This is a genomic window from Prevotella sp. HCN-7019 (assembly GCF_037890215.1).
In the GTDB taxonomy this organism is placed as follows: Bacteria; Bacteroidota; Bacteroidia; order Bacteroidales; family Bacteroidaceae; genus Prevotella.
The window spans coordinates 1-15,018 of sequence record NZ_JBBKBO010000017.1 but is presented as its reverse complement, the minus strand read 5'-3'; the positions used below and the strand labels follow the sequence as shown (position 1 = coordinate 15,018).

Below are 15,018 nucleotides of genomic sequence, written 5' to 3'. Positions count from 1 at the left end.
GGAACTGCCCCACCCACAGACAATGGGCGACCGACAGGCTCTGCGCGAACTTGTACTCACCGACCGCACTAACGGTGCAAACCTGACAGTGCAGACAGAGGGTCTGGTGGCATTCTCGCTGTCGCACTACAACGAAAGTGCATGGATGAAAGAAAAACTGTGGGAGAACAAACTTCACTCCTACGACCTGACACGTGACAACACTGTCTATGCACACTTCGACTACTGGCAGCGCGGACTGGGCAACAACAGCTGTGGAGGAGATTCCTGTCTGCCGCAGTACGAGTGCCCCACAAGCGGTTCATACACCTACACACTGCGTCTGACACCATCGACCGTGAACGAATAACCAGTATGGTCTGGTTGTTGAAAAGTAGTTCTTGTATAATAATGTAGAAATATACGGATTATAGATATTCTGAAAGGCTGTAGGTCGATGGACTTATGGCCTTTCTGCATATTCTGAAGGTTGACACATAATGTCGCTATTGTGCGAAAAATAAATAATCTTATTTTTTCTTTATGCTATTTACCTTATATTCTTATAATATAAGCTGCATCTCAGCATAAAAAATAAATGAAAGAAAGATTTTCATTTATTTTGTTCTGCATTCGATTTGCATTATCTTTGCAAAAGATAAACTGCACTCGGGAAATTGAAAGTAAACTTTCTTTACGCTCGTCTGCATTGTCTTTACAATAGTTGTACGAAATGCCGTTAACGTCGAGGCAGCCATAGTGCGGCTTCGCGAAAACGTGTTTTATAAAAACAAACATCAGAAAATGTCGTGTATTTTGCATATAGAGACGAGCACCGACGTATGTTCGGTGGCCGTCAGTCAGGACGGAGCCTGCATTTACAGTAATGAAGACTTCGGAGGTCCCAACCACGCCGTGAAGCTGGGTTCGTTTGTTGACGAGGCGCTGTCGTTTGCCGACAGCCATGCCATACCGTTCGATGCGGTGGCAGTGAGTTGTGGTCCGGGCTCTTACACCGGTCTGCGCATAGGAGTGTCGATGGCCAAAGGCGTGTGCTACGGCCGTGACCTGAAACTGCTGGCTGTACCTACTCTCGAACTGCTGGCCGTGCCGGTGCTTTTGGGTGAGAAGGTAGAGGAGGGCGCACTGTTGTGTCCGATGATCGACGCACGCCGCATGGAGGTTTACGCCGCCATATACGACAGGTCGCTGAAGGTGGTGAGAGAAGTCGGTGCCGACGTAGTGACGGCCGACACCTACCGCGAGTATCTCGACCGCGGCCCCGTATATTTCTTCGGTAACGGCGCAGCCAAGTGCATGCCTGAGATTAATCATCCCAACGCGCGTCTTATTCCCGACGTGAAGCCTCTGGCCAAGTGGATGTCGCCTCTGGCTGAGAAACGCATGGCTGAGGAGCGTTTTGAGGATGTGGCTTACTTTGTGCCGTTCTATCTGAAAGACTTCGTTGCCAAGAAATCGGCAAAATTATAATAACGCAGACACAAACAATGAACATAGAAGGATTAGACTATAACACCCAGCGCGAGAAGCTCATCATGCCCGAATACGGACGTGAGGTGCAGAGCATGATAGACTATGCCGTGACGCTGGAGGACAGGGACGAGCGTCAGCGCTGCGCCAATGCCATCGTGGCTATAATGGAGCGCATGTTTCCGCAGGCTGCGGGAACTGCCGACTTCCAGCAGAAGCTGTGGGACCATCTGGCCATTATGAGCGGTTTCAGGCTCGACATCGACTATCCGTGCGACATCAGCAAGGCTGGTAAGATAGCCGAGAAGCCGACACCGGTGGAGTATCCGATGAAGAAGATTCCGGTGAAGCACTACGGAAACATGATGTTTGAGATATTCGACAAGCTCAAGACCATGCCCGACGGACCGGAGCGTGACGAGCTGGTGCGCATCACTGCCAACCAGATGAAACGCAATCTGAAACAGTGGAGCAACGGTTCGGCCGACGACGAGAAGGTGGCTTCGGACCTTGCGGCATACACAGGCGGACGGGTGCAGCTGGATCTGGATACGTTCGAGTTTGAGAAGATGGAAGTCAAAGACACTGAACGCAAACGCAAAAGAAGATAATTATGGAATCGTTTGTCATCGAAGGCGGTCACCCGCTTAAAGGCTCTATATCCCCGCAGGGGGCGAAAAACGAGGCGCTCGAGGTGATAAGCGCTGTGCTGCTCACGGATGAGGAGGTGAGGATAACCAATATTCCTGACATTCTTGACGTGAACAATCTCATACTGCTGTTGCAGAATATGGGAGTGAAAGTGACGCGCAACTCGCGCAACGACTATACGTTCAAGGCTGACGAGCTGGATTTCAGCTATCTCGGCAGCGACGAGTATGTGAGAAAATGCTCCGCCCTGCGCGGCAGCGTGCTGCTTATGGGCCCGCTGCTCGGACGCTTCGGCAAGGCCACTATAGCCGAGCCGGGAGGCGACAAGATAGGACGCCGCAGGCTCGACACTCACTTTCTGGGATTCAAGTATCTCGGCGCCGAACTGGTGGTTGATACCGACCGCAACGTCTATAACATCGAAGCCGAACATCTGAAGGGCTGCTACATGCTGCTCGACGAGGCGTCGATAACGGGTACGGCCAACATCATCATGGCCGCCGTGCTGGCCGAAGGCACCACCACTATATATAATGCCGCGTGCGAACCTTATATACAACAGCTCTGCCACATGCTCAACGGCATGGGTGCAAACATCAGCGGCATAGGTTCCAACTATATAACCATTGTCGGTGTGAAGTCGCTCCACGGTGTCAACCATCGCATATTGCCCGACATGATCGAGGTGGGGTCGTTCATAGGAATGGCCGCCATGGTGGGCGACGGTGTGAGGATAAAGAATGTGTCGATGCGCAATCTCGGCATCATTCCCGACGCTTTCCGCCGTCTGGGCGTACGTCTTGAGATAGATGGCGACGATATTTTCGTGCCCAGACAGGATCATTACGAGGTAGACTCGTTCATCGACGGCACCATAATGACACTTGCCGACGCTCCGTGGCCCGGACTTACGCCTGACCTTCTGTCGGTGCTCATCGTTGTGGCCACACAGGCCCGCGGCAGCGTGTTGTTCCATCAGAAGATGTTTGAGAGCCGTCTGTTCTTTGTGGACAAGCTCATCGACATGGGCGCTCAGATAATACTGTGCGATCCGCACCGCGCCGTGGTGATAGGCCACGACCGACGCAAACAGCTCAGGGCAGGCCGAATGACCAGTCCCGACATCCGTGCGGGTATCGCGTTGCTTATTGCCGCCATGAGCGCCAAGGGCACCAGCCGCATTGAGAACATCGCGCAGATAGACCGCGGATATGAAGACATAGAGGCGCGCCTGAACGCCCTCGGAGCGAAGATAACGCGAACAGGATGCTGATATGATAAGACAGGAGGATGTTTACAGAATAGGCCGCATAGGCAAACCGCACGGCGTGGGAGGCGAACTTTCGTTCGCGTTCGATGACGATGTGTTCGACCGCTGCGACGCCGAGTATCTTGTGCTCGACATCGACGGTATTCTGGTGCCCTTCTTCATGGAGAGCTACCGATTCAATAGCGGCACTACGGCGCTTGTGAAGTTCTGCGGCATCGACTCACAGGAGCGTGCTCGCGACCTTACGGGCTGCGCGGTTTACTTCCCGCGAAGCCTTTCTGATGCAACCGACGAGGAGGTGACATGGGCCGAGATAGCCGGTTTCACGCTCATCGACGAGAACAGCGGACAGACCGTAGGCACTATCCGCTCGGTGGACAGCAGCACCGCCAACCTGCTGTTTGAGGTGGACTCGCCGGAGGGTGAGGACATGCTCATCCCGGCAAATGAGGATTTGATAGATTCCTTCGACGTGGAGCGCCGCGAAGTGAGGATGCGCCTGCCGGAAGGATTACTGGATTTGCATAGGTTATGAAGAAACAGATATGTATTCTCGGGTCAACCGGCTCGATAGGAACACAGGCGCTTGACGTCATAAGGGAACATTCCGACCTTTTCGAAGTCTACTGCCTGACAGCCAACAACAGAGTGGAACAGCTGGCGCAACAGGCCCGCGAGTTCCGTCCGGCGGCGGTAGTTATCGCCAACGAAGAACATTACGACAGACTGAAAGAACTCCTTTCAGATCTTCCCGAAATAAAAGTGTATGCAGGACGCGACGCTCTCGGCCAGATAGTAGAGGCGTCGCCCATAGACATGGTGCTTACGGCCATGGTGGGTTTTGCCGGTCTTTCGCCGACAATACACGCCATACGCGCGCATAAGACAATATGTCTGGCCAACAAGGAGACGCTTGTCGTGGCCGGCGAACTGATATGCCGCCTTGCCATGGAGAACCGTGTGCAGATACTGCCTGTGGACAGTGAGCACTCGGCCATATTCCAGAGCATCGTGGGCGAGGGCGACAATCCTGTGGAGAAGATTCTGCTCACCGCATCGGGCGGACCGTTCCGTCTCTTTACAAAGGAGCAGATGGCCACGGTGACGGCTGCCGACGCCCTGAAGCATCCCACGTGGGACATGGGCGCCAAGATAACCATCGACTCTGCTACGATGATGAACAAGGGCTTCGAGGTGATAGAGGCCCGCTGGCTCTTCGGCGTTCCGGCCGAGAAGATACAGGTGCTCGTCCATCCGCAGTCGATAGTACACAGTGCCGTGCAGTTCTGCGACGGTGCGGTGAAGGCCCAGCTAGGAGTGCCCGACATGCGCCTTCCCATACAGTACGCGTTCACCTATCCTGACCGTCTGCCGCTCTCCGGCGACCGTCTCGACCTTTTCCGCCAGCCGCTCGAGTTCTTCGAACCCGACCTGGAGAAGTTCCGCTGTCTGGCCATAGCGTTCGAGTCGATACGTCGCGGAGGCAATATGCCGTGTATAGTGAATGCGGCCAACGAGATAGTGAACGAAGGTTTCCGCCGCGGTGAATGCTCTTTCCCGGCCATGGCCGACATCATCGAGCGTACGATGGAGCGCGTGGCGTTCGACGCTTCGCCGAGTTATGACACCTACGTGCAGACAGACGCCGAGGCACGGCGCGTCGCACGCGAGTTAATGAACAACTAAAATCATACAATAAACAATAATGGAAGTTTTTTTGATAAGACTGCTGCAGTTCATGCTGGCAATCTCTATTCTTGTTCTTCTGCACGAAGGCGGCCATTTCTTTTTCTCAAAGCTCTTCGGCGTTCGTGTGGAGAAGTTCTACTTATTCTTTGATCCGTGGTTCCACCTGTTTGAGTTCAAGCCCAAGAAGAGCGAGACTACATACGGTGTGGGATGGCTGCCTCTGGGCGGATATTGCAAGATTTCCGGAATGATAGACGAGTCGTTCGACAGCGAACAGATGAAACAACCCGTACAGCCGTGGGAGTTCCGCTCCAAGCCCGCGTGGCAACGGCTTCTCATCATGGTGGGTGGTGTGCTTGTGAATTTCGTCCTGGCGCTGTTCATCTATTCCATGTGTCTGTTCCACTGGGGCGAGGACTACGTGCGTACTAAGGACATGTACATGGGCATGAAGTTCAACAGCGAAGCCAAGGCTCTCGGTTTCCGCGACGGCGACATACTCGTCGGCACAGAGAAAGGCGAGTTCAAGAAGTTCGGCGCCGACATGTTCAGAGACCTCTCCGAGGCTTACCGCGCCGACATCATACGCGACGGCAAGAAGATGTCGATAGCTCTTACGGGCAACATCAACCTGCTCAACATGCTGAAGTCGGAACCGATGTTCGCGCGTCCGCTCATTCCGGCACGCATAGACACCGTGTTTGACAACTCCATAGCGCGCCGCATCGGACTGCGTGCAGGCGACCGCATTGTCGAACTGGACGGCAAGAAGATAGATTCATACAACGAGTTCCAGAACGAAATGGGCCGTCGCCGCGATATGCTGGCAGGTGCGCAGAACCGTACCGACAGCCTTGCTGCACGCACGTTGAACCTTGCTTTCGTACGCATGGCGGGCGGACGTCCGGTGACAATCAAGGCAGGTGCTACGCTTGACAATAATATGGAACTCGGATTCGGCGTGAAGTCAGTGTACGCTTATTACAAACCTACACACGTGTCTTACGGCTTCTTCGAGAGTTTCCCGGCCGGTGTGAAGTACGGATGGAATGTTCTCGCCGGCTATGTGGGCGACATGAAGTATGTCTTCTCGGCCGACGGAGCGAAGTCGCTCGGCGGTTTCGGTTCTATAGGAAGCCTCTTCCCGCCTGTATGGGACTGGCATTCGTTCTGGCTTATGACGGCATTCCTCAGCATCATACTGGCCTTCATGAACATTCTTCCCATTCCGGCGCTCGACGGCGGACACGTGCTTTTCCTCTTCTATGAGATGGTGACACGCCGCAAACCGAGCGAGACGTTCATGATACGTGCCGAGTATGTTGGTATCATCATACTGATGCTGCTGATGCTTGTCGCCAATTTGAACGACATACTGCGCTGGCTCGGATACATGTAAACCACTGTGTGCGCGGAGCATTACATGCTACTCCGGCGCACGGGTATATCATGACGCACCGGCAGTGGCGTACTGAGGCAAAGTCAAGGACGTGATAATGGAAAAGCGGTCACATTATAATATAAGGTGTGACTGTATGATATAACAAGGATGGAACGCAGGTGGAGACTCTCCGATGTCCTGCGTTCCATCCTTTTTTCGTGCTTCCTGCTGTGTGAGAAGTCGGGTAGGGGTATGCGCCGGCAGTATACCGTGTTCTCATCTCACGGCTGATAAAGGCACTTTTAAAGAAAACTCGGACGACGGACTTACAGTTTTTCTTGACTTTTTTTTGACAAAATTTTTTCGCAAAAGAGATGTAAAGAAATGTTAAATCATATCCAATAAAGGGCATTTCATACAGAACGGTCTTTTCATATACCCTGTAGTGAAATGCCGGATAATCCATACTGCATTCCGATCAAGCCCGTTTGAGGGTCTGTTCAAGCCTGTATCAGGGTGTGTTATGGTGCGTTTGAGGCCCTGAAACGGGCTGTATCAGGGGCTGAAACGGTGCTTATCGCAGAACGAAAAAATATATGTCAGATATAAGTATTTGATGTTCAGTATTTTACATAAAACTCTTATAATTCGCGAATTTGCATCCGAAGGAGAGTCCGCTCGCAAATACTCGCTTATTTTTCGGGGTAGAACAGAAAACCCGGACAGAAAAATCACAGAATGCTGAAAATCTGAAAGTGCCCGGTTTGACATACTTTCAGCATAAGGCAACGACGCTGATTAAGACTTGAAACCGCGTTTTTTATTGAAACCAAACGTCGCCGTATTTCCTTTGAATGCTTTTCCCATATGTCGATAAAATCCGCCTCAGTGGAAATTCTGCGTGATTGGTTTCAGTAAGAAATATTTTCCTGCTTTGTGGAAAAGATGTTCCTCTCTGCCGGCAGAGCATGAAAAAGGCGTCGGAATATTTTTTCCGACGCCTTTTCTTTATTCTTTAAAGAGCCTCAAGCATGCGTTTCATCACCACTTCGGCCGAAATCTCGCGGTTTGCGGCCTCGGGTATTACGAGCGAGTTGGGGCCTTCTATCACGTCGTCGGTCACGATGAGACCGCGGCGTACGGGCAGACAGTGCATGAACTTGCCGTTGTCTGTCACAGCCATGTGGCGGCTGTCGATGGTCCAGCTCATGTCTTTGCTCAGTATCTTGCCGTAGTCTTCGGGACGTGTCACGCCCGGACAGCTCCAGTTCTTTGCGTAAACGAAGTCGGCGCCCTCGAGTGCTTCCATCTGATTGTAGGTGACACGGGCGTTTCCGGCGAACTTCGGGTCGAGCTCGTAGCCTTCGGGATGGGTGATGACGAAGTCAACGTCGGCAGCGTTCATCCACTGTGCGAACGAGTCGGGAACGGCCTGCGGCAGCGCGCGGCAGTGGGGTGCCCATGTCAGCACAACCTTCGGACGTGCCTTGGTCTTGTGCTCCTCAATGGTGATGAGGTCGGCGAATGCCTGCAGCGGGTGCACCGTGGCAGTCTCCATGGCAAACACCGGCCGGCCGCTGTATTTGACGAACTGCTGCACGATGGTCTCGGCGTAGTCGAACTCGCGGTCGGTCAGTCCGGCAAACGAGCGTATGCCGATGATGTCGCAGTAGGAACCCATCACCGGTATGGCCTCAAGCAGATGTTCGGACTTGTCGCCGTCCATGATGACACCGCGCTCCGTCTCGAGCTTCCATGCGCCGGCGTTTACGTCGAGCACTATGACGTTCATGCCAAGATTCATGGCAGCCTTCTGCGTGCTCAGTCTTGTGCGCAGACTGTTGTTGAAGAATATCATCAGCAAGGTCTTGTTCTTGCCGAGCGACTGATATCCGAATCTGTTCTGTTTTATCTCCCGTGCCTCTTCCAAAGCCTTGTCGAGGCATCCCAGATCTTCTACGTTGAAAAATGTATGCATATCCTGTTGTTTTGTCATTTGTCGTTTTCTTGCCTCCGCCGGCGTCCCTGTAGGTCAGCCTTACGGCATCGGCAGCGGTGTGTCAGGCGTCTCTTGTCTGTCCGTCGCCGTCGATCACCCATTTGTAAGTAGTCATTTCCTCAAGTCCCATAGGTCCTCTTGGTCCGAGTTTCTGCGTGCTTATGCCAATCTCCGCTCCCAGTCCGAACTGTGCTCCGTCGGTGAAGCTCGTCGGCGCATTCCAGTAGACGCATGCCGCGTCGGCACTTCTCTGGAAGTAGCGTGCCGCCTTCTCGTTGGCTGTGATGATGCACTCGCTGTGTCCCGAGCCGTAGCGCGCTATGTGGTTGAGCGCCTCGTCCTCGGTGTCAACGGTCTTTATGGCCATCACGTAGTCCATGAACTCCGTACCGTAGATGTCGTCCTCACATTCGGCCGGTATGGCTTTGAGGAGCTGTTCGGGATATTTTCCTTCAAGCTGTGTGGCAGCCGGTCCGTCGGCATATATCTTCACGTTGTGCTCCTTGAGCGGTGCGACGAGCTCCGGCAGATCGGCCAGGCGGTCGCTGTGGATAATGAGGCAGTCGAGCGCATTGCATACGCTTACGCGTCTTGTCTTTGCATTGTTGATGATGCGGCGTCCCATCTGTGTGTCACCGTCCTTGTCGAAGTAGGTGTGCACCACTCCCGCTCCTGTCTCTATGACCGGTACGCACGCCGTGCGGCGTACGAAGTCGATGAGTTTGCGCCCTCCGCGCGGTATGCACACGTCGATGTATTCGGTTGCGCGCAGCATGTCGGCTGTCGCTTCGTGTGTCGCCGGGAGCAACTCAACCACCGACGGGTTCATGCCGCTCTGCTCCAGCACGTTGTGTATGAGTGCCACGATGGCCCTGTTGGACCAGTCGGCGTCCTTTCCTCCCTTCAGAACGCAGGCGTTGCCACTTTTCAGACAGAGAGCGAAAACGTCGAAACTGACGTTCGGTCTTGCCTCGTACACGGCACCGATGACTCCGAACGGCACACTTATCTTGCGCAGCCGGAGCCCGTTGGGCAGCCTTCTTTCCAATGTCACCTTGTCGAGCGGCGAGGGCAGAGCCGCCACCTTGCGTATTCCTTCAGCTATTTCGTCCAGTCGTTTGTCCGTGAGCATCAGTCTGTCGTACATGGGACTGTTGCTGTCGGCCAGCTCAAGGTCGAACGAGTTTGCCTTGAGCAGCGTGTCTTTGTTGCGCATTATTGCGTCAGCCAGATTGTTGAGTACGGTGTTTTTATGTTCTTCGCCGGCACTGGCCAGTTGCCGGCTCGCTTTCTTCACGTTGCAGAAGATTTCCGTTAAAGCCATAGTAGTGAGTTTTAAATGTTATTCCATATAAAGATAATCGTAGTGCACGACGGGTTTTACGTCGTGCTTCCCAATAAGCCGGCGTGCGTCGTCGCTGCAGTATGCGCTGCGTCCCACGGCCAGCCGTTGTCCGTCGCTTGCGACGATGTTCACAATATCGCCTTCCTCAAACTCACCTTCCACGGCTGTCACTCCTACCATGAGCAGGCTAGCGGCCGCGTCGCCGCACAGTGCGTCGCGTGCCTTGTCGTTAATGCGTATGACTCCCTTGGCGAAACTTTCGCTGTGGGCAAGCCATTTCTTCACTCCCGACACGCCCTCCGGATCGGGTGTGAATGTCGTGTGCGGAACGAGTCCGGGTTGCGTTATCAGATCTCTCAGTACGTTCTCGCGTCTGCCGTTGGCAATGATGACGCTTATCCCCTCGTCTGCAATTTTGCGTGCTATTCCGCATTTTGTGGTCATTCCTCCGCGTCCCGCGCTGCTTTTGCCGGAGCGTATGTAGGAGGTAACGTCGTCGCCGGGCCCTACTGTAGCTATAACTCCGGCTCCGGGCGTTCCCGGTTCGCCGGTGCATATGCCGTCGACGTTGCTTAGTATTATCAGCATGTCGGCGTTCATCATCGACGCTATGAGTCCCGACAGCTCGTCGTTGTCGGTGAACATCAGCTCGGTGACGCTCACGGTGTCGTTCTCGTTCACTATCGGTATGACGCCGTTCTCAAGCATCACGCTCATGCATGAGCGCTGGTTGAGATACTCGCGTCTCGAAGCGAAGTTCTCCTTCATCGTGAGCACCTGTCCCACGTGTATGTTGTACTCGCGGAAAAGGTCGTAGTACAGATTTATGAGCTTTGCCTGTCCGAGCGCGGAGAACAGCTGCCGCTGCTCCACACTGTCCATGCGCCGCACCTCCTTCAGCTCGCCCCTGCCGCAGGCCACGGCTCCGCTCGACACGAGAATCACCTCATGTCCCTGCTTTCGCAGCCACGCTATCTGGTCGGTCAGGGCCGATATGCGCGTTATGTCGAGTTTGCCGTCGCCGCGTGTCAGCACGTTGCTTCCGGCTTTTATGACCAGTCTCATTGTTTTCCTTCAGTGTTCTTCTGTGCTTATTTGCCGGCATTGCCCTTGCCGTCGCGCTCACGTATCTCCACGCGGCGTATCTTTCCGCTGATGGTCTTGGGCAGTTCGTCCACGAACTCTATTATGCGCGGATACTTATATGGCGCAGTTTCGTGCTTCACATGGTTCTGCAGTTCCTTTATAAGTTCGTCGCCGGCCTTGTCCTTCCATTCCTTGCCCAGTACGATAGTGGCCTTTACCACCATGCCTCGTATGTCGTCCGGCACACCGGTAATGGCACACTCAACTACGGCCGGATGGGTCATCAGCGCGCTTTCCACCTCGAACGGGCCGATGCGGTAGCCGCTGCTCTTTATCACGTCGTCTATTCGTCCCACAAACCAATAGTAGCCGTCCTCGTCGCGCCATGCCATGTCGCCGGTGTAGTATATGCCGTCGTGCCATACCTGACGTGTCAGAGCCTCGTCGCGGTAGTACTCCTTGAAGAGTCCGATGGGCTTGCGGTCACCTACGCGCACTACTATCTGACCCTTCTCTCCGTCCTCGCACGGTGTGCCGTCGGGCTTGAGCAGGTCGATGTCATACTGCGGGTTGGGCAGTCCCATGCTTCCCGGCTTCGGCTCGGTCCAAGGCATTGTGCCGAGTGTCATGGTGGTCTCGGTCTGTCCGAAGCCCTCCTTCATCTTGATGCCGGTGAGTTCGTAGAACTTGTTGTACACGGCCGGATTGAGCGCTTCGCCCGCTGTGCAGCAGTAGCGCAGCGAAGAGAGGTCGTACTTGGAGAAGTCCTCGCGTATCATGAAGCGGTAAACAGTAGGCGGTGCGCAGAACGATGTGATGTGGTATTGCTCTATCTTGCGCAGCAGTTTGTCGGCAGTGAACTTCTCGTGGTCGAATACGAACACCGTGGCTCCGGCAAACCACTGGCCGTAGAACTTGCCCCACACGGCTTTGCCCCATCCTGTGTCGGCCACGGTGAGGTGGATGCTGTCTTCCGACAGGTTGTGCCAGAAGGCGCCTGTGACGAGATGTCCCAGGGCGTAGAGGAAGTCGTGGGCCACCATCTTGGGCTCGCCGCTGGTGCCGCTGGTGAAGTACATCAGCATGGTGTCCTCATTGCTGTTCGGATGTTTCGGTCTGACGAATGCCGGCGCAGCTTCCCATTCCTTGTGCCAGTCGTGGAAACCTTCGGGTACGGCGGGACCCACGCTGATGAGAGTTTCCACAGTTGGACTCTCAGGCATGGCTTCGCTCACCTGTGTAAGCACATATTCCTCGCCGACACACACGATGGCCTTGACGCCCGCGCGGTTGTTGCGGTACACTATGTCGTGCTTTGTCAGCATGTGGGTTGCAGGTATTGCCACCGCTCCGAGCTTGTGCAGCGCGAGCATTGCGAGCCACCACTCATAGCGGCGCTTCAGTATGAGCATCACCATGTCGCCATGGCCTATACCCAAAGAGGCGAAATAGGCGGCCGTGCGGTCGCTCTGCTCCTTGAGGTCACTGTATGTGAAGAACATCTCATGGTCTTCGTCGTCTGTCCATATAAGCGCTGTCTTGTCGGGCTTCTCCTCAGCCCACACGTCCATTACGTCGTAGGCGAAGTTGAAGTTCTCCGGTATCTTGAAGTGCAGATTCCTGCGATAGTCTTCCTCCGATGAGAAATGAGTCTGTGTTAAAAATCTTTCTATCATTTGTTTTCAGTATGATGTATTGACGTTCTTGATGATAATGTTATGCCTGTACGGCCGTATGGCTCCGTGCAGGGGCCGCGGTCAGATCACCACGCAGATGAATTTCACCGGCTGATCGCCCACAGCCTTCATGCAGTGCATCTGTGATGCGTCGAAGTAGATGCTGTCGCCTTCGTTGAGAATCATGGTCTTGTTGCCGATGGTTATTTCGAGTACGCCTTGCAGCACCACGTCGAACTCCTGTCCTTCGTGCGAGTTCTTGTTGTGTTGTGTGCCTTCCGGCTTCGGGTCCACCTGCACAAGGAACGGGTCCACCTTTCTTCCTCTGAATCCGGCTCCGAGGCTCTGGTATTTGTAATCCTTGCGGCGCTCCACGCTCATGCCCTGTCCGTTGCGCGTCAGGAAGTAAGAACTCATGCGCGGTTCTTCACCGAAGAGCAGCACATCGAGCGCTATGCCGTAGCGTTTGGATATTTTGGAGAGGCGGTACACCGACGGATCGGCCTCGCCGGCCTCAATCTTCATATAGTGTTCTAGCGAAACCTCGCACAGCTGGGCCACCTCCTCGGCAGGAATGTCGAGTACTTCGCGCAGCCCTTTCAGCCGTTGTCCTATTTGTTTTATTGCGTCTTCCATATTCTTATTGTTTAGAGTTTTATGCCTCAAAATTAATAATTATTTTTCAAAAACTCATTTTCCGTGTGCTTTAATGTGATGTTTTATTACATTGTGAGTATTTTTATTTTCTTTTTGTAAAATGTAATATGCTAAACAAAAACGTTTTGTGCATATTTATGCAACAAACCGGTGAAATGTGCATAAATATGCATCCACAGTGTCACGGCCAATATGTCTCAACGCTGTATGAATCGTTTATCCGCGTATAAGAGCTGCTGCTGTCGCTTCAATACGTATCTGATGATATTTATATAATCTGTTGATGGATAGCGATTTATATATTGTTGTGTCTTGGTTTTGTTTTTCCGTGTTATAAGAGAACGGAAGACGGAGGAAGGGTATTTACTATATACGAAATAAATATTTGCGGTATAATGACCGATTTAGGGGCAGTATAAATCTCGTGGAGATTGATTTCAATAGAAAAGGTTGCGGTTTCAATCCTGTATCGGTGTTGTTGTTTTCCGCCGGAAGGAATACGATATGGGGTGCTTTCATATATTCAGCGTCCTGCGTTTTTTTCGTCCGAGTTTTCAGTTCTACCCCGTTTATTTTTCGCGAATTTGCGGGCTGACTCTCTGTCGGACGGAAATACGCGAGAAATGAGAGGTTTACGCAATACACTGAACATCAATAGCTTACATCCGAATATGATTTTTCTGTCATGCGATAAACACTGTTTTAGCACATGATACAGCCCGTTTCAGGGCCTCAAACGCACCATAACACACCCTGATACAGGCTTGAACAGACCCTCAAACGGGCTTGATCGGAATGCAGTATGGATTATCCCGCATTTCACTACAGGGTATATGAAAAGACTGTATGGCCTGAACAAGCCTTTATTATGTAGGATTTAACATTTCTTTATACTTCTTTCGCGAAAAAAAATTGTCAAAAAAAAGTCAAGAAAAACTGTAAGTCCGCCGCCTGAGTTTTCTTTAAAAACGCTGATATCAACTGTGAGGGAATATAGAGGAAGCATGCGTCCTTTTTCAGTGAGAATTTATAGGCTGCGGCAACGTGAACTTGTTGTTATGTGAGAAAACGCGCTGTCACTGTTTATACCGTCACGCGGTGTCAGGACGTTTTCCGGCATTTTATGTTATTTCATGAATAAAAGCAATCCCCGGAGAATCTCAGCAGAGCCTGATTTCGGGTTGATGTGTATGATATTAATGCCGGTGATGGGTTGGGATATGATATAATAGTCTGTATTGTTCTGAATTCGTCGGACAATACGCTAATTAAATAGACTATTTTATTATCTGTAATATTGTGAGTAGTTGTCATTCAACCTGCGACATATTGTTTTTCAGTATATGTTCCAACTGCGGAGCTAACGGAGTGACAATGGTCGTGTTTATGTCCGGGTTGTCAGGAATATCTTCTTGTCCGGCCTTCCGTTCTTTTTTGTATAGTTCCATTTTATCTTTGGAAACGTATTCATGTTCTAAAACAAACAGCTCATCAAAAACCTCGATCATCTGTTCTTTCGTGTCTTTCTTATGACTGTAGAAAAGTTTCCGATAATCTTTTCTGTTAATCAAATCGATATATGAATGATAGTCGGATGTGTATTTATAACATTCTGTCTGATAATAGTTCTCAAGACGTGTTGTATAACCGAAAAGGGTTCGGACTTTCTTTTCCTTGGTGGAGAGAGCATCATACTCAACCCGAAGAAGTTTTTGTAAGGTATCAGACTTTACAGCGCCTCCAACTGTTTCATTTAAGCATAACCGGCTGTCAACACTGTCCGTATTGTATTTC

At 52.2% G+C, this 15,018-nt stretch carries 13 protein-coding genes; 7 read left to right on the top strand and 6 right to left on the bottom strand.

Annotated features, from left to right (window positions below; translation table 11 throughout):
* From WKT13_RS13070 to rseP, 7 genes are all read left to right on the top strand, one after another.
* On the top strand, positions 1–349 hold a 349-nt coding region (locus WKT13_RS13070), incomplete at its 5' end, for a hypothetical protein (RefSeq protein WP_340324204.1).
* A gap of 434 nt (positions 350–783) precedes the next feature.
* Positions 784–1,470 (top strand): tRNA (adenosine(37)-N6)-threonylcarbamoyltransferase complex dimerization subunit type 1 TsaB, encoded by a 687-nt coding sequence (gene tsaB / locus WKT13_RS13065; protein WP_298617707.1) that lies wholly within the window; start codon positions 784–786, stop codon positions 1,468–1,470.
* A gap of 17 nt (positions 1,471–1,487) precedes the next feature.
* Positions 1,488–2,081, top strand: coding sequence for a DUF4290 domain-containing protein (locus tag WKT13_RS13060; RefSeq protein WP_298617709.1), 594 nt, complete (start codon positions 1,488–1,490; stop codon positions 2,079–2,081).
* Positions 2,082–2,083: 2 nt separating this feature from the next.
* The gene (gene murA, locus WKT13_RS13055; RefSeq protein WP_298617712.1) at positions 2,084–3,394 is read left to right on the top strand and encodes a UDP-N-acetylglucosamine 1-carboxyvinyltransferase; all 1,311 of its coding nucleotides are present in this window, start codon (positions 2,084–2,086) and stop codon (positions 3,392–3,394) included.
* Position 3,395: 1 nt separating this feature from the next.
* Complete coding sequence (rimM, locus tag WKT13_RS13050; protein WP_298617715.1) at positions 3,396–3,926, top strand: ribosome maturation factor RimM; 531 nt, start codon at positions 3,396–3,398, stop codon at positions 3,924–3,926.
* Positions 3,923–5,077 (top strand): 1-deoxy-D-xylulose-5-phosphate reductoisomerase, encoded by a 1,155-nt coding sequence (locus WKT13_RS13045; RefSeq protein WP_340324203.1) that lies wholly within the window; start codon positions 3,923–3,925, stop codon positions 5,075–5,077. Before rimM ends, WKT13_RS13045 begins: the two co-directional genes overlap by 4 nt.
* Positions 5,078–5,096: 19 nt before the next feature.
* Positions 5,097–6,479, top strand: coding sequence for an RIP metalloprotease RseP (gene rseP / locus WKT13_RS13040; protein WP_340324202.1), 1,383 nt, complete (start codon positions 5,097–5,099; stop codon positions 6,477–6,479).
* Between the two features lie 997 nt (positions 6,480–7,476).
* On the opposite strand, the gene WKT13_RS13035 is transcribed toward rseP, so the two are convergent.
* The 6 genes from WKT13_RS13035 to WKT13_RS13010 form a co-directional block, all read right to left on the bottom strand.
* Positions 7,477–8,439: an acetylornithine carbamoyltransferase gene (locus tag WKT13_RS13035; RefSeq protein ID WP_340324201.1), complete on the bottom strand. Its 963-nt coding sequence runs from the start codon at positions 8,437–8,439 to the stop codon at positions 7,477–7,479.
* 82 nt (positions 8,440–8,521) lie between these two features.
* Entirely contained in the window at positions 8,522–9,784 is a 1,263-nt protein-coding gene (locus WKT13_RS13030) for a glutamate-5-semialdehyde dehydrogenase (protein WP_340324200.1), read from the bottom strand.
* A gap of 18 nt (positions 9,785–9,802) precedes the next feature.
* Positions 9,803–10,870 carry a glutamate 5-kinase gene (gene proB, locus WKT13_RS13025; protein ID WP_340324199.1) on the bottom strand — a complete coding sequence of 356 codons (1,068 nt, stop codon included), beginning with the start codon at positions 10,868–10,870 and terminating at the stop codon, positions 9,803–9,805.
* A gap of 26 nt (positions 10,871–10,896) precedes the next feature.
* Positions 10,897–12,567 carry an AMP-binding protein gene (locus WKT13_RS13020; protein WP_298617731.1) on the bottom strand — a complete coding sequence of 557 codons (1,671 nt, stop codon included), beginning with the start codon at positions 12,565–12,567 and terminating at the stop codon, positions 10,897–10,899.
* A gap of 81 nt (positions 12,568–12,648) precedes the next feature.
* Entirely contained in the window at positions 12,649–13,203 is a 555-nt protein-coding gene (locus WKT13_RS13015; protein ID WP_298617734.1) for a helix-turn-helix domain-containing protein, read from the bottom strand.
* A 1,331-nt stretch (positions 13,204–14,534) separates the two neighbouring features.
* On the bottom strand, positions 14,535–15,018 hold a 484-nt coding region (locus tag WKT13_RS13010; protein WP_340324198.1), incomplete at its 5' end, for a hypothetical protein.